At 61.2% G+C, this 17369-nt stretch carries 19 protein-coding genes; 5 read left to right on the top strand and 14 right to left on the bottom strand.

Annotation, left to right across the window (positions count from 1 at the left end; genetic code table 11):
* Positions 1–19: 19 nt before the first annotated feature.
* The 3 genes from RL_RS13135 to rpiB form a co-directional block, all read right to left on the bottom strand.
* Positions 20–1009: a heparan-alpha-glucosaminide N-acetyltransferase gene (locus tag RL_RS13135; RefSeq protein WP_011652103.1), complete on the bottom strand. Its 990-nt coding sequence runs from the start codon at positions 1007–1009 to the stop codon at positions 20–22.
* Positions 1009–1773, bottom strand: coding sequence for a DUF599 domain-containing protein (locus RL_RS13130; protein WP_011652102.1), 765 nt, complete (start codon positions 1771–1773; stop codon positions 1009–1011). The genes RL_RS13135 and RL_RS13130 overlap by 1 nt, the downstream gene beginning before the upstream one ends.
* Positions 1774–2018: 245 nt before the next feature.
* On the bottom strand, positions 2019–2468 hold the full coding sequence (rpiB, locus tag RL_RS13125) for a ribose 5-phosphate isomerase B (RefSeq protein ID WP_011652101.1): 450 nt from the start codon (positions 2466–2468) through the stop codon (positions 2019–2021).
* 164 nt (positions 2469–2632) lie between these two features.
* Here rpiB and RL_RS13120 point away from each other — a divergent pair, with 164 nt between their 5' ends.
* A complete protein-coding gene (locus RL_RS13120) occupies positions 2633–3832 on the top strand; it encodes an acyltransferase family protein (protein WP_011652100.1) in 1200 nt (399 codons plus the stop codon).
* A gap of 1 nt (position 3833) precedes the next feature.
* On the opposite strand, the gene RL_RS13115 is transcribed toward RL_RS13120, so the two are convergent.
* Entirely contained in the window at positions 3834–4271 is a 438-nt protein-coding gene (locus RL_RS13115; RefSeq protein WP_011652099.1) for a VOC family protein, read from the bottom strand.
* Positions 4272–4624: 353 nt separating this feature from the next.
* Here RL_RS13115 and RL_RS13110 point away from each other — a divergent pair, with 353 nt between their 5' ends.
* Together RL_RS13110 and RL_RS13105 are read left to right on the top strand one after the other, a co-directional pair.
* Positions 4625–6028: an L-serine ammonia-lyase gene (locus RL_RS13110; RefSeq protein ID WP_011652098.1), complete on the top strand. Its 1404-nt coding sequence runs from the start codon at positions 4625–4627 to the stop codon at positions 6026–6028.
* A gap of 61 nt (positions 6029–6089) precedes the next feature.
* Positions 6090–6527, top strand: coding sequence for a DUF1489 family protein (locus tag RL_RS13105; protein WP_003559632.1), 438 nt, complete (start codon positions 6090–6092; stop codon positions 6525–6527).
* An 89-nt stretch (positions 6528–6616) separates the two neighbouring features.
* On the opposite strand, the gene RL_RS13100 is transcribed toward RL_RS13105, so the two are convergent.
* The 7 genes from RL_RS13100 to RL_RS13070 form a co-directional block, all read right to left on the bottom strand.
* On the bottom strand, positions 6617–6892 hold the full coding sequence (locus tag RL_RS13100) for a hypothetical protein (protein WP_011652097.1): 276 nt from the start codon (positions 6890–6892) through the stop codon (positions 6617–6619).
* Between the two features lie 113 nt (positions 6893–7005).
* Complete coding sequence (locus RL_RS13095) at positions 7006–8577, bottom strand: D-alanyl-D-alanine carboxypeptidase (RefSeq protein ID WP_011652096.1); 1572 nt, start codon at positions 8575–8577, stop codon at positions 7006–7008.
* Positions 8578–8711: 134 nt separating this feature from the next.
* Complete coding sequence (locus RL_RS13090; protein WP_041936331.1) at positions 8712–9497, bottom strand: hypothetical protein; 786 nt, start codon at positions 9495–9497, stop codon at positions 8712–8714.
* A 203-nt stretch (positions 9498–9700) separates the two neighbouring features.
* Entirely contained in the window at positions 9701–10306 is a 606-nt protein-coding gene (locus RL_RS13085; protein WP_011652094.1) for a transglutaminase-like cysteine peptidase, read from the bottom strand.
* A 375-nt stretch (positions 10307–10681) separates the two neighbouring features.
* The gene (gene pip, locus RL_RS13080; RefSeq protein WP_011652093.1) at positions 10682–11656 is read right to left on the bottom strand and encodes a prolyl aminopeptidase; all 975 of its coding nucleotides are present in this window, start codon (positions 11654–11656) and stop codon (positions 10682–10684) included.
* A gap of 372 nt (positions 11657–12028) precedes the next feature.
* Positions 12029–12640, bottom strand: a complete 612-nt coding sequence (locus RL_RS13075; protein ID WP_003539887.1) for a PilZ domain-containing protein — start codon at positions 12638–12640, stop codon at positions 12029–12031.
* Positions 12641–12764: 124 nt separating this feature from the next.
* Positions 12765–13409 (bottom strand): PAS domain-containing protein, encoded by a 645-nt coding sequence (locus RL_RS13070; protein WP_011652092.1) that lies wholly within the window; start codon positions 13407–13409, stop codon positions 12765–12767.
* Positions 13410–13673: 264 nt separating this feature from the next.
* On the opposite strand from RL_RS13070, the gene RL_RS13065 reads away from it, so the two are divergent.
* Together RL_RS13065 and RL_RS13060 are read left to right on the top strand one after the other, a co-directional pair.
* Positions 13674–14465 (top strand): rhomboid family intramembrane serine protease, encoded by a 792-nt coding sequence (locus tag RL_RS13065; protein WP_011652091.1) that lies wholly within the window; start codon positions 13674–13676, stop codon positions 14463–14465.
* Positions 14466–14558: 93 nt separating this feature from the next.
* Positions 14559–14993, top strand: a complete 435-nt coding sequence (locus tag RL_RS13060; RefSeq protein WP_011652090.1) for a CBS domain-containing protein — start codon at positions 14559–14561, stop codon at positions 14991–14993.
* A 68-nt stretch (positions 14994–15061) separates the two neighbouring features.
* On the opposite strand, the gene RL_RS13055 is transcribed toward RL_RS13060, so the two are convergent.
* The 3 genes from RL_RS13055 to folE all read right to left on the bottom strand — a co-directional run bounded on the left by RL_RS13055 (position 15062) and on the right by folE (position 17234).
* Entirely contained in the window at positions 15062–16024 is a 963-nt protein-coding gene (locus RL_RS13055; RefSeq protein ID WP_011652089.1) for a patatin-like phospholipase family protein, read from the bottom strand.
* Between the two features lie 117 nt (positions 16025–16141).
* Positions 16142–16594, bottom strand: a complete 453-nt coding sequence (hisI, locus tag RL_RS13050) for a phosphoribosyl-AMP cyclohydrolase (protein ID WP_011652088.1) — start codon at positions 16592–16594, stop codon at positions 16142–16144.
* A gap of 25 nt (positions 16595–16619) precedes the next feature.
* On the bottom strand, positions 16620–17234 hold the full coding sequence (gene folE, locus RL_RS13045; protein WP_011652087.1) for a GTP cyclohydrolase I FolE: 615 nt from the start codon (positions 17232–17234) through the stop codon (positions 16620–16622).
* Between the last annotated feature and the right edge of the window lie 135 nt (positions 17235–17369).

Raw genomic sequence — 17369 nt, 5'->3', positions numbered from 1 at the left:
CGCCGAATTGTCGGCGAATTCATTCAGCCTCGGCGCTGCATTCGGCAGCGATCGTCTGGACCCGCTCGTCGTTCTGTATATCGATCGCGCCCTCCTGCAGCGGCGTGAACAGGGCTTGCGCCTGCAGTTTTCCCAACGTGCACTGGCAGAAGCTGTGGCAGAGCGCTTCGCCTTGCTGCATGACGCAAGAGGCGTTGCATTGCCTTAGGTAAGTTGCGACCGGATCCGGCGCCTGCGGCGGGACGACGAGAGAAATCCCATAAGCGATGGCGATCAACACCGGCTGGTGGATGAGATAGAAGGCAAGGCTGTGGCGGCCGAGCCTTGCCGGCCACCAGGAGCCGGTGCCGATGGCGGCAAGCCGGTGCAGCAGTCTGGTTCTGATGGCGATCGAGGCGATACTCAATCCAGCGAAGAAGGGCGTTGCCCAGGGAAACAGCGGCACATAGTCGTTGGACCGTTCCGTCACCACGGCAAGGCCGATCCAGGCGAGATATCGAGGATCGAAGAAGGATGAGCGAAGCAGGCCGGGTGGCCCGAAATTATCGGTGATCCAGGCGGCAAAGAGCGCGAGCGTGGCGATGAGCGTGAAGGCGAGCGGCAGTCTCAGGAAAACGACGCCGATGAGCGTGAGCACCGCAATACAATGCAGGATACCGAAATAGATCCACTCGTTCGGCATCGCGATGCGCGTGGCGATCGAGATCACCGCGGCTGCCGCGGCGATCATGCCGAAGCGCTTCCAGTAGGAGGGCCAGCGAATCTCAGGCGTGCTCGACAGCGCCAGGCTGATGCCGACGATGAAGAGAAAGGTCGTGGCGATCGCCCGGGCATAGATCTTCAGCCAACCGGTCTCGGCCGTGCCTGGCGCGAGATAGCCCATGAACTCCATGTCCCAGCTGAAATGGTAGCTCGCCATGGCGATCAGCGCGAGGCCGCGCGCCGTATCCAATAGACCGATGCGCGGCGGTCTTGCCGCCGCGTCGGTTTCCCTTGCCGGCAATGTCATCAAAGTCCCTCGGACAAATCATTTCCGTCGCTCGACGGCCTATCGCGGCGAATAGCAGAAAGGTGGAGATTTGATGGCGGGCCGGTATCCATGATCGCCAGTCGCGCTTGCGAGAAAAATTGCCGGCGTGTCAGCACGAAGATGACGATCGCCGTCGTCAGCATGAAGACATAGGGGTTGATGAACCAGCCGAGATAGCCGATCGACAGGAAGATCGCCCTGAGGCCCTCGTTGAAATTGCTGCCGGCAATGACGTTCATGCGGATGACGCGTTCGGCGGCCCGCTCGGCGGCGATGACGTCGCGCTCGGTGTCGCGCATCATCGGGATCGAGCCGAAGAGGATGGTGCAGTAGTTGAACAGCCGATAGGACCAGCCGAATTTGAAGAAGGCGTAGCCGAAAAGCGCTGCCAGCCCGCCGACCTTCATCTCGAAGACGGCATGGCCGCCATGGAAGACGAAGGGCAGGTCGGCGAAGACGGCGTCGACCTTCTCCGTCGCGCCGAGCAAAGCAAAGCAGCTGCCGATCGCGAAGATCGAGGTCGAAGCGAAGAAGGCGGTGCCGTTCTGCAGGCCGGCCATGATTTGCGTGTCGATCATCTTCAGGTCGCGGCGCAGCGAATTGTAAATCCACTGCCGGCGCCGTTCGGTCATGGCATGGGTCAGGCTGGTGCGCCCGAAGAAGGTACGGCCATGCAGCAGCCAGGAATAGCCCATCCAGACAAAGGCAAAGAAAGCCAGAGCGATATAATCCGCCGTCGTCATCAGTGATTCAGTCTCCGCATGAACGCGACCACTATGCCGCAAGTCGGATTATGCCGCATGGCCGAGTTCGGCGGCTTTACGCGGGCTTTCGGCCATGCGGCAGTTCGGCATAATCGAGCCGTCGGGAAACGACAAGGCTTGGTGGATAGCCGACCGGCATCTTCTGGAATGAACGACGGCAATGCGGTCATCCGTCAGCTTGCGGATTCGGGGCGGCAACCCAAAGAAGAAGAAACAAGACGGCGCTACACCTCCAGCGCCTCAATCATCCCCACCCGCGTCGCATGCCGGCCGCCCTCGAAACGAGCGGTCAGGAACGCATCCACGATATCGAGCGCCAGCCCTTCGCCGACCACGCGCACGCCAATCGAAAGCATGTTGGCATCGTTGTGCTGGCGGATCATGCGGGCTGAGAATGGGTCTGCGCAGACGCCGCAACGGATGCCCCTTACTTTGTTCGCCGCCATCATGATGCCCTGGCCGGTGCCGCATAGAATGATGCCAAACCGGCAATCGCCGGAGGCGACGAGACGCGCAGCCGCTTCGCCGTGCTGCGGATAGTGTGTGCTCTCCGGCGTTGTCGGTCCGATATCGACCGCTATCCAGCCTTGCGCCACGACATGGCCGGCAATGGCCTGCCGGAGCTGAATGGCGGCGTGGTCGCTGGAGAGGGCGATGCGGTTGGTGGCTGGCATGGAGAAGTGGTCCCGTTTTCCAAAGCAATTTTCTGTCCGGACGATGCACGCTGGCGCGAGGCCAGTCTAGAGGCGCGCCAGCAGGGTGCCGCGTTAACCGCTTATAAAGTCGTGATGGCCAATTCTTCAGGACTGAACCTGAACTCCGAATTCAAAAGTGACCCATGAGTCGGCCGGATTACATCCCGAGTCTTGATGGCCTGCGCGGTGTCGCTGCGCTTCTGGTCGTTGGAGCCCATATTGGCCTTATCTTTCCGATCAGAGCTCCACATCTCGTGACGATGGGCGACGAAGCTGTCGGTTTGTTTTTTGCTCTCAGCGGCTTCCTGATGGCTCATCTCTACGGCTCACGGCCGGTCACGAGAGAAAACGTGCTGGATTTTCTTGTGAGCCGCTTTGCCCGCATCTATCCGGTTTACCTGGTGGCCGTCGTTCTCGTAGCGATGCTGTCGAGCATGCAAAGTCTAGATTTTGTTCAGCCAATAGCTGGCGGCACGGATTTTGTGCGCCATGTCTTTCTGCTCGGCTCGAGTGGTGTTTTCTGGTCGATACCGCCCGAGATCCAGTTCTATCTGCTCTTTCCTGTCCTGTGGCTTTGCTTGGCCCAGCCGTACCGCTATAGCGGCATTATTGTGGGCCTCACCGTGGCCGTCGTCGTGGACGGCCTGGTTGAATTGCCAGGCCCGGGAATAGTGCTCGTCTCCAAGCTTCCTTACTTTCTTTTCGGCGCACTTGCCGGGATCATGCATTCCCACTGGAATAGATGGATCCCATCTGCCTTCACCGGAATATCAACGCTTGTCCTTCTGGCGGTGTTTTTCACTTACCGGCATATCTTGCCCGGTTTTTCCCCGGAATTCTGGAGCCTGCAAAGTGCGGTGGCCGCGGCCGTTATTGTCGGGCTCGTCGCTCGACAGCCTCCCATCGCAGCCCGTGTCCTGGCAGCTGCACCAGTACGGTTTTTCGGAAAGATCAGCTTTTCACTTTACCTTTTCCATGTCCCCATCATGTTCCTGGCGCGTCTGACCTTTGATGCCTTGATGCCGGAACCGGCGCTCATCCTGGTGACGCTTTGCGTTGCGGTCGTCGGGGCATGGTTCATCCACGAGACAATAGAGGTTCCAGGCCGGCGGCTGCTGGTCCTAATATGGCAGGATAATCGCTGGCGTCTGGTTTCGCGCGAGACTCCAGCCGACCAAATGGACCGCGCAATTCTCGACCTGCAGGAGATCGAAAAGCGGATGCTAAGCGACGCAACGTCAGCCACGGCCGATCAACCGCAAATCTCTGCGACGGCCGAACCCCGGGATGGAGCCGACGGCACGGTCATTCAAGATGATCGCGACGAGAAGCTTCGCGCATAGGTCAGCCAAGCTCTTGGGCGAGTCCGATGAGAAGCCCTCCAGGCCCGCGGATGTAGCAGAGCCGATAGGTGTCTTGATAATCCACGACTTCGCCGACGAGCTGCGCGCCGCGCTTGCGGAGCCTCTCAAGCGTCTCGTCGATGTCATCAAGCGCGAACATGACGCGGAGGTAGCCTAGAGCGTTCACCGGGGCATTGCGGTGATCCGCAACGGCAGGCGGCCTGAGGAAGCGGGAGAGCTCGAGCCGGCTGTGGCCATCAGGCGTGCGCATCATGGCAATCTCGACGTGCTGATCGCCCAGTCCAGTGACACGTCCAGCCCATTCTCCTTCGATCGTGGCCCGCCCTTCGAGTTCGAGGCCGAGGTCGCGAAAGAAATCAATCGTCTCTTCGAGGTCATCGACGACGATTCCCACGTTGTCCATCCGTTTGAGCGCCATGTATCCAATCTCCCAATCTACAAGATGTCGTCTAGCATCGACGTCAGCAGGACATTGGGAGTTGGTGCAGACTGTCAAGATAAGGCTACCAGTTCTTCCTCCGCATAGGCTTCATTGAATGCAGCAATGATTGGCAAGGCGGGCTGCTTGGTTTAGCGCATGACCGCGAAAATCGGATTCGATTTTCGGGAAGGATTATGCGCACACTCAAAGTGCCTGCGCGTCCTATTGGACACGCGGCGCTCCAGTGTGCAGCCGGAATGTCGCACCGGCTCCATGCGATGTCGGTGTGCTACACGGATTCGAAACCGACCTCGCTTAAGCTTGCATCCTCGTATTCAGAAGGCGCACCCATGTTTCTCTCGGTATTCGATGTCTTCAAGATCGGTGTCGGGCCGTCGAGCTCACACACGATGGGTCCGATGTCGGCGGCCAACCGGTTTCTCGAGTTGATCCTCTCGAACGAATGGCCGCGCCCGTCATCGGGCGTGCAGGTCACAGCCATCAAGGTCAGCCTGCACGGCTCGCTCGCCCATACCGGGATCGGCCACGGCACGGGCAGGGCTGTCATTCTCGGGCTGATGGGCGAAGCGCCCGATAGCGTCGATCCCGACAGAATGGACGGCATCGTCGACGCCGTGGAGCGCACCGGCCGCATCACGCCGGAGGGCCATCCCGCTTATCAGTTCCAGCCGAAGACCGACCTGATCTTCGACAAAAAACAGCCGCTGCCCGGCCATGCCAACGGCATGGTCTTTTCCGCCTACGACAGAGACGGCCGGCTTCTCGTCAAGCGTATCTATTATTCGGTCGGCGGCGGCTTCGTCGTCACCGACACCGAACTGGAGCAGATGCGGGCGAAGAAGAACGCGCCCGGCGGCACGCGTGTGCCCTATCCCTTCTCCACCGCCAAGCAGATGCTCGAGATGGCGGAGCGCTCGGGGTTGTCGATCGCCCAGATGAAGCGGGCGAACGAGGAGAGCCAGCGCAGCCAAGAGGAACTCGACCAGGGGCTTGACCGTATCTGGGAGGCAATGCGCTCCTGCATCGAGCGCGGCCTCAAGGTCGAGGGCATCATGCCCGGCGGCCTCAACGTCAAGCGTCGCGCCCGCAGGATTCACGACAAGCTGGAGGAGGAGTGGCGCAGCAACCGCATCAACCCGCTGCTCGCCAATGACTGGCTGAGTGTCTATGCGATGGCCGTCAACGAGGAGAATGCAGCCGGCGGGCGCGTCGTCACGGCGCCGACCAATGGTGCTGCCGGCGTCATTCCGGCGACGATCCGCTACTACGAGCATTTCCACGAGGACTGGGACCAGAACGGCATCCGCGACTATCTGCTGACGGCCGCTGCCATCGGCGGCATCATCAAGCACAATGCCTCGATCTCCGGCGCCGAGGTCGGCTGTCAGGGCGAAGTCGGCTCGGCGGCGGCGATGGCTGCTGCGGGGCTTGCGGCCGTCATGGGCGGCACGCCAGCGCAGATCGAAAACGCCGCCGAGATCGCGCTCGAACATCATCTCGGCATGACCTGCGATCCGATCGCCGGCCTCGTGCAGGTTCCCTGCATCGAGCGCAACGCACTCGGCGCGGTCAAGGCCGTCACGGCGGCCTCGCTTGCCATCAAGGGCGACGGCCAGCATTTCGTGCCGCTCGATGCCTGTATCGAGACGATGCGCCAGACCGGCCACGACATGAGCGAGAAATACAAGGAAACCTCGACCGGGGGACTCGCCGTCAACGTCGTCGAATGCTGAGTTTGTGGATGCCGGATGCTTGGTGCTTGACGCTCGCTGCCAAAAGGATTTCAACGGCAGCATGGCATTGCATCTCATCAAACTCTGTGTCGGCGCCGACTCGATAGACGATCTGCGCGAATGGGTGGCGGAACGCTCGCTGCGCGCCATCGCCGCCGGGCTCGAGCCGCATTCGGTGCATACGACGCGCATGGCGCCGAAGCGTATGGAGGAGCTGCTTGACGGCGGCTCGCTCTACTGGGTGATCAAGGGGCAGGTGCAGGCGCGGCAGAAGCTGCTCGACATCGAGACCTTCACCGACGGCGAAGGCATTTCGCGCTGCCGCCTGATGCTCGGTCCTGAGGTCATCGAGACGGCTGTGCAGCCGAAGCGTCCCTTCCAGGGCTGGCGTTATTACACTGAGGATGACGTGCCGCGCGACCTGACAAGCCTTGGCGCCGGCATTGCCGAAATGCCCGCGGATCTGCGCCGCGAGCTTACGGACCTTGGTCTGCTCTAATCCCCGAAAATCGGAGCCTACTTCCGGAAAGTTTCATGCGTGGATTGAATGTCTCCGCGCGCCTGAAATGACGCGCGGTACTTTGCAATTCACCGCAGGCGCAGTTGCACCGGCGCGCTGCCATCAGGCGAGGTCACATGCAGATGGATGCGGGCTTCAGGTTGAGAATAGCGCCAGGCGCGTGCACCATGGCAAAGCAGCAGATTGATGAGATCCCGGGTCTTCGGAGACTTCGCCTTCGGCCGCGGCAGGCCGATCTCGGCGAGGCGCAAAGCCGCCTCGTGCAGCGGATGGAGGGATGAGCGCCCTTTAGCCGTCATGCGGCGGTCTGAAGGCACTCCTGGAAAATTCTCATTGATCGCCATTGTTTTCCCCGTACGCAATACTGATCGAGTTCAAGAACGGTGGCCGGAAACGCAAACACCGATTCCGGCCGTCACCGATGCCGCCGGCCATCTTGCAGGCAGCATCGAATAGCTCATTGGGCCGCCGCCCAGCACTTGATGCCGGCCTTCTTCAAGGCCTTGCAGGCGTTGACGGCATCACGCTGATCGTCGAAGCCGCCGAAGCGGGCGCGGTAAAGCTGGTCACCACCGGCGGCATAGGCAACTGCGAAGGGCTTTGCCGAGGCCAGCGCCTTGCCGCCCTTGCTCCTGGCGCTTTCCAGAAGGTCCATGGCCATCTGCCGGCTCGGCGAGACGCCGACCTGCACGACCCAGCCGGTCGGTCCATTGCTGGTGGAAGCAGCACGAGTCGGTGAGGGAGTGGTCGAGGCGGTCGTGACCTCATCGACCGATGTATCGCCCTGTTCCTGCGGCATGTAGGCGGGTGCCGGCGTCGGCACGGCGACCGATGCCTGTTGCTTGAAGGTCATGGTCTTGACTTTGGTTGGCGCCGGCATCGGCTGTGCTACCAGCGGATTGTCGGATTTCCGCGCGGCGGTCTCGGCATAGGCGACCTCGGTCTCGGCGATCTGGTAACGCGCATCCGGCATCGGCCCCCTGTGCGGCAGGCTGAGATCGGCGGCGGCTGCCGAAATCGGCGGCTGCGCTGCGGTGATGGTCTTCGCCATTTGCTGAGCCTTCTTGGGCTGGACCGGAGCCGGCGTCACGATCATCGCCGGGGCAGGGGCTGCCTGGGCGATCAGCGCCGACGATCCGCCACGGCTCGACGCCTTCGGCAGGTAGCTGGCGATCAGATTGCGCATCTGGGCATCGCGGGCGGGCGTCGAGGCGCCACCCATCACGACGCCGACGATCGACTTGCCGTCCACCTGCACGGAGCTTACCAGATTGAAGCCCGCAGCCCGCGTGTAACCGGTCTTGATGCCGTCGACGCCGCGCACCGAACCGACCAGGCGGTTGTGGCTGCGGATCGTGCGGCTGCCGAACTTGAAGGCGCGGGTAGAGAAATAGCCGTAATATTGCGGGAAATGCTGGCGAAGGGCGATGCCGAGCCGGGCCTGGTCGCGCGCCGTCGTCATCTGCGCCGTATTCGGCAGGCCGTTGGCATTGCGATAAGTGGTGCGCGTCATGCCGAGCGCATGCGCCTTGGCGGTCATCAGTTGGGCGAAGCGATCCTCGCTGCCGCCGCCCAGCATTTCGCCGAGTGCGGTTGCGGCATCATTGGCCGACAGGGTGACGAGACCGAGAATGCCTTGTTCGACGGTGATCGTGCCGCCAGCGCGCACGCCGAGTTTGGTCGGCGCCTGGGCTGCCGCATGGGCGGAGAAGGGGACCGGCGTATCGAGGCGGATGCGACCCTGCTCCAATGCCTCGAAGGTCATGTAAAGGGTCATCATCTTGGTCAGGGAGGCGGGGTATTGCAGCCGGTCGGCGTTCTCACTGTAGAGAACGTTGCCGGTCTTGGCGTCGACGACGATGCCTGCATATTTCGGATTTGCCGCTTCCGCGTCGGCATTCACCGAATCGACCATGACGATCGTGACGGCCACCGAAAGGATCGCCAGCAGCCTTGCGAAAAAACTGCCGGATCGGGACGATGATACGGAGGAGACTGACCTTGACACTATTCCACTCTTCGCTTGCATTTCAGATATTTGACACTTCAGATTTTGGCAGGAACCGAACACCTCCCGCCGCACAGCTCGTCTTCTAAAATTACCGGTTGGGCGTTACCAATCCGTTTATGATGAATCGTTTATTTCGCTGTCCGGAGAGCATTTTAGGGACTTGTCGCAGAACGGTTCACAAGACGCGCGTCTACAAAGGTGCGGATAGCGGCATCAATATGTTCCCAGTCGTCGAGATGGCTGCTTGAGAAGCGGTAGAGAACGCTGAGATCCCGACCGACTTTGATATCGCGCTGACAATCTCCACCCGCCGCCTTATCCGGGGCTGACGGCAATATGCAGCGCACGACGTAATCCGGCCCGCCCTTGACGGGCGCCGTCAGCAGCACCTCGTCGCCGTAACCCGCATCGGCGCGAAGACGGTGCAGCGTCAGCCCGTCGCGGTAGGGCTCCGCAGGTCCTTCGAGCAGATGCGAATAGATCGGCTCCAGCCGCCCGGACATGTCGCGCGACATGGTGCTCTGGGTGATCTGCAGAAAGATCAGCCCGGAGGATTGGGCGATATCGTCGAATCGAAGGTGGTTTTCCTTGCCGTAACCCCGCATTTCCGGCCAGGCGAGGTAGAGATCGACGCGCTCGGCGGCGCCTTCATGCCTTTGGCTCGGGAAGCGGATGGCATTCTCGGGGAATTTCACGGTGTCGCGGCCGATGGCGAGCTGGATTTCAACCGTGCTGTCGGTGTTGCCGGCAAGCGAGATATGCCGGCCGAACCAGCGGCCGCCGATGCTGATGGCAACGGTCAGCACCGCCAGGACTGAGATCACCGCCATCGTGCGGAGGAGAAACCCCATGGAAAGAAGCGGCTGCTCGTCGGGTGCGCTCTGCGCGGCATGGCTCATGGCGGTTCTTCGCGTTTCGGTCCGCCGCAGGAAGAACATGAGCCGCCGGTGCCGATGATGAATCTCATCGCCATGATCGGATCGACATGGTTAATAATCCGCTAATGCGCTGATGGGTAAGGCTTGAAAAGGGGTGAGCCGTTCCCGGGACAGCGGGAACGGCTCTTGGGCACCGGTCGGGGACGGGATGCGGGGACTGACCGGGCCGCAGGCAGCAACCGGCAACGGCCGGCAGGCTGTTCTTACTTGACGCTACCGACCGCGACAGCGCGGCCGTCCTGAAGCTTCGACCAGCGGGCCGGATCGTCGGCGGACTGGCGCTTCAGATAGGTGTATTCGGTGTCCGACCACAGCAGCACCTTGTTGCGCATGTTGTCGAGGATGAAGTCGCCATGATCGGTACGAACAGTCAGCACGGCATGGCCTTCGCCATTCGGCTGCAGCACGACGGTGATCAGCGTGTCGGACGGCGAGAAACCGTCGTCGATCAGCATCTTGCGCTTCAGCAGGGCGTAGTCCTCGCAGTCGCCGACGGTGCGTGGATAGGCCCAGCGCTCCTCGACCCCGTAGATCTGCTCGTCCGTCATCGGCTGGATCGTCGAATTGACGGTGTAGTTGACCTTGAGAATTTCCTTCCAGCGATCTTCGGTGAGGATGGCCGGTCCGGCATCGCCGCCGACTTCGACACATTCCGTCGGATTCGCCTTGCAGAATTCGTAGTGTCCGATCGGCGGGCTGGCATTGCCTGCCAGGGCCATGCTGGCGGGCATCGCCTGTCCCGAACCCGCCATTGCCATCATGATCGCACCGGCCAGAAGGCCGCCTTTCAGGATATTCGCAGTTGTCATTGCCGTCTCCCCGTAAGTTGAGGTGACAATGGCACAGACGTTTTTATCTCACGCAAAATTACGCAATAGAATTAGAGGCTTAGTTGATTCAAATGCCGATAAAACTTGGCTAAAAACAGATTCGAATGCGCATAAAATTCGATGCGGATTTGTCGCGAATTCGTTTAAAATTTTAATTCACGCAACAAGGCTTTCGCCCGCGAAAAGGTTGCGTTGCCGTCCTGATGTTAAGGATTTTCGTTGAGCCGGGTAAATTCCGCCGGCCGATAAGCGATCTGCGGCGACGTGCCCCCGGCCGACGATGCCGCGGGAAACGACCGATTCGGCCGGTTCGAAAGCAGAATATCGCTCAGATCGCCGATGTGGGCGGGAAAATTATTTTTGAGGAAAATAGCGAAATCGATCGGTGGCAGTCACAATCGCCGCGCTCATATCGGGATTTGCGGTGGAATGGGCAGCATGCGCAAGGATGCTAAGCTCGCTTTGCGGCCAGGCGCGGGCGAGTTCCCAAGCCGTGACGAGCGGCGCCTCGATGTCGAGCCTTCCCTGCAGCAGGATACCGGGACTGCCGATGAGCCGAGCGGCGTTCTTCAAAAGCTGGCCGTCCTCCAGCCAGGCGCCATTGCTGAAGTAATGGGTGATGATGCGGGCGCGCGTCAGCATATAGGCCGGATCGGCCCAGCGGCGCGGCCGGCCTTGGGGATCGGCAAGCAGAATCGATGCCGCCTCCCAATCATGCCAGTCACGCGCCGCCTTGAAGCGCGTTTCCGGATCCGGATCGTTGAGAAGACGATGATAGGCGGCGACGATGTCCTCGTCTCGTCCCTGGCTGCCTGCGGGAATCACCTGGCGGAAACGGTGCCATTCCTCCGGAAAGAGTGGCGCCATGCCGCGACAGAGCCAGTCGATTTCCGAACGCCGGGTGGTGGTCACGCCTGACAGGACAATCGCGGCGACGCGCTCCGGATGGGTTTCGGCATAGGCCAGCGCCAGCGTCGAACCCCAGGAATTGCCGAAAAGGAGCCAACTGTCGATGCCGAGATGGGCCCGCAGCCGCTCGATATCGGCAACCAGATGCCAGGTGGTGTTGAGGGAGAGATCGGTTTCAGGATCGGCTGCACTCGGCAGGCTGCGGCCGCAATTGCGCTGATCGAACAGAATGATTCGATAGGCGTCGGGATCGAAATAGCGCCGCGCCGCGGTCGAACAGCCGGAACCAGGGCCGCCATGCAGCACCAGCGCCGGGCGACCCGCCGGATTGCCGCAGGCTTCCCAATAGATCAGATTGCCGTCGCCCGTATCGAGCTGACCATGATCATAGGGTTCGATTTCGGGATAAAGAGCTGACATGGACGCACCTGAGACCGAAGCGGGCCTTATCCATCATATCGCTGACAAAGGGAAGACGGGCGAGGGCAGGGCATTCCCGGACGCAAATCACTGCACAATTTTGCGCAACCTTATTGCGTGCCGATCGGTGTCGCAGCTTGTTCCACTCATAAAATTATCTACCGACTGGGTGGAACGACTTGCGACAGGATTTCACGCTTGCTTTCCAAAGCCAGATTCGTTGCCGCTTGCAAATCTCCTGCCGTGAAGTGCAGGCTTTTCAACACGACCTGACCGGGCGCGCGCCGGACCTGGCAATTGCGTTGGATGGAAGCCCGCCGAGAATTGCACCCCGCGGACTCCCCGGCAAGGCAGTGCCATTTTCCGCAGCTGTTAAAGGAATTCCCGCAGCGTCTCGCGGGACTGGATCGACAGGAATTCGATCGCCACACCTTCGACGAAGTGGCGTACGACGCGACCGCGCATGTTGCCGAGGCGCACGGCCGTTCCGATCGAAGGGCGCATCTCGACGTCGACGGCAGCGCCCGACAGCGAAAGGTCCATGATGCGGCAGGAATAGCGCGTACCGTCCTCGAGCGTCAGCTCGGTCTTCGTGTCGCGTGGCGTCAAACGGTCGTGGCGGCGATCCTCGGGCAGGCCGAGTTCGTGCTTGTTGGCAAGCCAGGTGAGCTGGGCGGCAAGCTTCTCGCGCTTCCGGTCGGTGGCGTTGATCGACATGGTGAAACCGCGGCCGTCGATCGTCTGGACATAACCTTCGACGCGGCCGAGATGGTCGATATAGGCGACGACGCGTTCGTTGGCGCGCGGCCGGCCGAGGCAGGTGACGTACATATCGCCAGGCGACATGTCGATCACCATGCATTCGAACTCTTCGTAGTTCGCAAGCATCAGCCTGCCCTGCATATTGATGGGCACACGCTGAAAAACGCCCTGTTCAGGGCGCGGCGCAGGTCGTTGCGTCTGAGCTGGCTGGAACGAGTGCATCAAAGGGCTTCTTCATGAAAATCGCAGAGACCGATCTTTACCCACAATCCATTAACAGAAGGTTGTTTTGCCCGGTCCCCATATAGCGGAAAACGAGTATGCCGGATGTGCCGAAATGGGACCGTCAGCGCGCCTCCGCACTCAGCAGCTGCGAGACCATGCGGCGCATGACCTGGCCGAAATGGATGCTTTTGCCAGCGACGATCCTGTTGATGGGGCGCGGTTCAGCCGGTGCTGCCTTGTCGAATTTTCCGGGCAGCAGGCGGCTGCGGTCGAGCGCCAGGAATTCGAGCGGTACGATCTCCAGCCAGCTCGCGGCCGCTGCCGGCGCGATCGCGCCGAGCAGCCGGTCGCAGGCGCCGTCCGGCGAACGCAGCGGCATCATGATAATCTCGAAGGAGGCCTGATGACCGACAGTGCTGTAGCCGGTGGCGTTGAACAGGGCCGGCATGGCATGGTCCATGACACCCATCGCCGTGCGTTCGATGTCCGCGAGCTGACCATTTGCCCAGAGAGACGAAAAACGTTCGCCGCGCAGGTCACGCCCGAAGAGATCACAGATACGGGTGCCGGCGAGCCGGAAGCCGATATCTCCACCCTTGCGCGTCTCCAGAATAAAGAGACTTTGGAGAAGATGGGGGACGGCGGAGGGTTCGACCTGTGATTTCAGCGGCGCATCGGCAGCGCCGCGGATACGGTTCCAGTAGTCAAAAATTTCGATGGTCGTTTGTAGCCGCATTTCACACCAACCTGTTCCATTCCGGAGCATTTTTGGGCAGTCATTGCCCGTACAAGCTCTACCTTGCGGATTTCATGCCAAATCACGGCGGTTAAGGTTAAGAGATGGTTTCGGTTGAGATGCGATGCCCGTCGTGAGACTGTCCTGCCATCGCTTCGACTTTCGAAGTTCAGCACAACCTGCCCGGGCCGAGGTCTTTTCCTGGAGCTCCCGGTATGCCGTCCGACCCTTCGGACGGCTTTTTTTTTGACAATCGCTCCTGTATGGCTGTGGCCTCAACGAGGCGAAACACAGATGAATGAGCAGACGGCCGAGCCGCACAAGGCGCCCGAACCTCCCGAGGTCCAGCCGCCGGCACGGCCACCGCGCGAACCGGTCTTCAACCTCCCACCGGCACTGTTCTTCAGTCTTTGCCTGCTTGGTGTCATTTATGCAGTGCAGGAACTCCTGCTCTCCTACGATGCGCTGAACTGGCTGTTCTTCACCTTCGGCTTCGTTCCCGCCCGCTATGTGATTCCGCTGTCGCAGCAGGGGCCGGAGCTGTTCTGGACACCCGTCACCTATTCGCTGCTGCACGGCAGCGTCCAGCATATCCTCTTTAACGCCTTCTGGCTGATGGCCTTCGGCGCGCCGGTCGTGCGCCGCATCGGGACGCTGCGTTTCGCACTCTTCTGGGTTTTTTCCGCCGTCGCGTCCGCCGCCCTGCACGCGGTCCTGAACTGGGGGGACGTGTCATTGCTGATCGGCGCGTCGGGCGTCATCTCCGGGCTGATGGGCGCCGCCTGCCGATTCGCTTTTCCGGCCGAACGGCGACCGATGGCGCCTGCGCATCTCAATCCCCGGCTTTCCATCGTCGAGGCGCTGAAGAGCCGCACCGTCGTCATCTTCATGCTGCTCTGGCTGGTCGGCAACGCGCTGATCGCTGTCGGCATCCCGCTCGTCGGCGACAGCGACCAGGCGATTGCCTGGGATGCGCATATCGGCGGATTTGTCTTCGGCTTCTTGCTGTTTTCGTTGTTCGACCGGGGGGCGCGCCCGCCGGTGATGGAACCTGACGGAACCGAGAAGGATATGTTGCAATCCTGAGCCGAGCAGTGCACGATCGACCTATATCCGTGCCGGGGGGAGAAACCGCCGCGGATGCCTGTGACAAGTGTTTCACGGACATAGGAGGTTCGAATGACCAGTTCAGTCAAAGCAATCCTCGACCTGAAGGGCAGGGACGTCGTCACTGCCGGGCCGAACACCACCGTCGCCGAGGCGGCCGCCATCCTCAGCAAGAAGAAGATCGGCGCCATCGTTGTCGTCGGCATGGAGAACCGGATTTCGGGAATGTTCACCGAGCGCGATCTCGTGCATGCGATCGCCAAACACGGCAAGGAAGGCCTCGACCACTCGCTGGCCCAGGTCATGACCGCGAAGGTCTATCGCTGCCATGAGGAAACGACCGTCAACGAGCTGATGGAGCTGATGACCAGCCGCCGTTTCCGTCACGTGCCGGTGGAAAGCAATGGCAAGCTTGCCGGCATCATCTCGATCGGCGACGTGGTGAAATCGCGCATCGCCGAAGTCGAGCGTGAGGCCGAGGAAATCAAGGCCTATATCGCCGGCTGAGGTTTTCGCCTGCCTCGCTTGACTAGTCTCGTCGTCCCAAACCGCCACGCGCTTTTGGACGACGTGCATCAGGGGTTGCTTGCGTAGACTTCCTGCATGCGCTTGATCTCGGGGAGCCGGGCTCTGGCTTCCTCGTAACCGCGTTCGATCGCCTCGCCAGCCCGGTGGAACTCGGAAAGGCCGATATAGCTGAGGCGCGGCTGCAGCGAAATATCAGGCGGGTCGCCGGCAAGGCGGGCGCGGGCGATCCTGTCCTGGATGATGTTGAAGGCCTGCACCATGACGCCGGTCATGCCGAGGCGCGCATAGGGCGCCTCTTCCTGCTTGTGCACCTCCTGCGGAGAGAGGCTGGCATTGTGCCGGACGACGGCCGAGCGGCCGTAGAGATCGTAATTGAGATTGACGGCGACGACGAGCGGCTGCTCGTAGGCGCGGCAGACGGAGACGGGGACAGGATTGACCAGCGCGCCGTCGACCAGCGTGCGGTGATTGCTGCGGACCGGCTCGAAAATGCCGGGCAGGGCATAGGAGGCGCGCAGCGCCGTGATCAGCGAACCATTGGCGATCCAGACCTCATGACCGGTATTGACCTCGGCCGCGACCGCGACGAACGGCCGGTCGAGATCCTCGACGTTCAAGCCTTCGAGATGTTCCTGCATGCGCTTGGTCAGCCGCATGCCGCCGAACAGGCCGCTGCCGCCGATGGTGAGATCAAGGAGACTTGCGATGCGGCGCATCGTCAGCGAGCGCGCGAAGCTCTCGAGTTCATCGAGTTTGCCGGCGAGATAGCAGCCGCCGACCAGTGCGCCGATCGAGGTGCCGGCAATCATGCCGATCTCGACCTTTGCCTCGTCGAGGGCGCGCAACACGCCGATATGAGCCCAGCCGCGGGCGGCGCCGCCGCCGAGTGCCAGCGCGATCTTGATTTTCTTTTGAGGCGCAGCAGGCGGGAGCATATCGAGCGTGGTAGACATGCCGGAATCGGAACCCTCGCCTTCAGAGCTTTGACGATGCAGACTCCAGCTCAGCATGGCGCTCTCCCCTCCCAGCAGAACACTTGGTTCCCGATAGTGTGCCCGATCAGTTTCCAAATGGTATAGAGAAGCGGTTTCTGGCGCAATAAGGAGCAAATGCCGGGGAATTTGAGGCTATTTTCCGTAGACATCCTGCGGATCGAAATGAAGCTCGTCGTCAACGATATCAAGCATCGGCTTTCCGTCCTGAAGCGTGATCGTCCGGTAGAAGCAGGAGCGGCGACCGGTGTGACAGGTGGCGTCGTGGCCGGCGACTTCGACCTTGAGCCAGATGGCGTCCTGATCGCAATCGGTGCGGATTTCCTTTACCGTTTGGAGATTGCCCGAGGTCTCGCCCTTCTTCCAGAGCTTGCCGCGCGAACGGCTGAAATAGTGCGCCGTGCCGGTCTGGATGGTCAGCGCCAGCGCCTGAGCATTCATATGCGCCACCATCAGCAGCTCGCCGTCGCCGGCGTCGGTGACGATCGCGGTGATCAGGCCACGGTCGTCGAAGCGCGGCGTGAAATCGCCGGCGTCTTCCAACGCCGACTTGTCCTCGGATGGTTGATTGAAGATCAGTTGACTCATCGCGGCCCTCCTGAGGGAGCCGGTATCAGCGGCTCCGCACCATGGTCATGAAGCGGGCCTGATCGGCCGGCTCAGTCTTGAACGTTCCCGTAAATGTCGTCGTCAACGTGGTCGAGCCCTGCTTCTGAACGCCGCGCATCGCCATGCACATATGTTCGGCCTCGATCAGCACGGCGACACCGCGCGGATTAAGCGTATCGTCGATGGCCCGGGCGATCTGCGCGGTCATCGTTTCCTGCGTCTGCAGGCGGCGGCCATAGATCTCGACGACACGGGCAATCTTCGACAGGCCGAGCACACGGCCATCAGGCATGTAGGCAACGTGGGCCTTGCCGATGATCGGCACCATGTGGTGTTCGCAATGCGAGTAAAATGGAATGTCCTTGACGAGGACCATGTCGTCATAACCGGCGACCTCCTCGAAGGTGCGACCGAGCACGTCTTCCGCCGCCATGTCGTAACCGGAAAAAAGCTCGCGGTACGATTTGACGACGCGGGCCGGCGTTTCGAGCAAGCCTTCGCGTGTCGGGTCGTCACCGGCCCAGCGCAGCAGGACGCGAACGGCTTCCTCCGCCTCCTGCTGGGAGGGGCGATCCGAGTCGCGGGTCGTCTGCGGAAAATTCTTTACGATGGCGTCCATGAACAATGGTCTCCTGGTCCGCACCGCGGACCCATCTGTCGGAATCGCCACTGGTCAATCCCAAGCGGGAATTCATGCACCTTTGGCGGGCTCCGGGGCTTTCAGGGCAGTTTCAACGCCCGTCCGGCACGGTTT

Source organism: Rhizobium johnstonii 3841 (assembly GCF_000009265.1).
Taxonomy (GTDB): domain Bacteria; phylum Pseudomonadota; class Alphaproteobacteria; order Rhizobiales; family Rhizobiaceae; genus Rhizobium; species Rhizobium acaciae.
The sequence above is the reverse complement of the archived record's forward strand: the minus strand, read 5'-3'. Positions and strand labels throughout refer to the sequence as shown.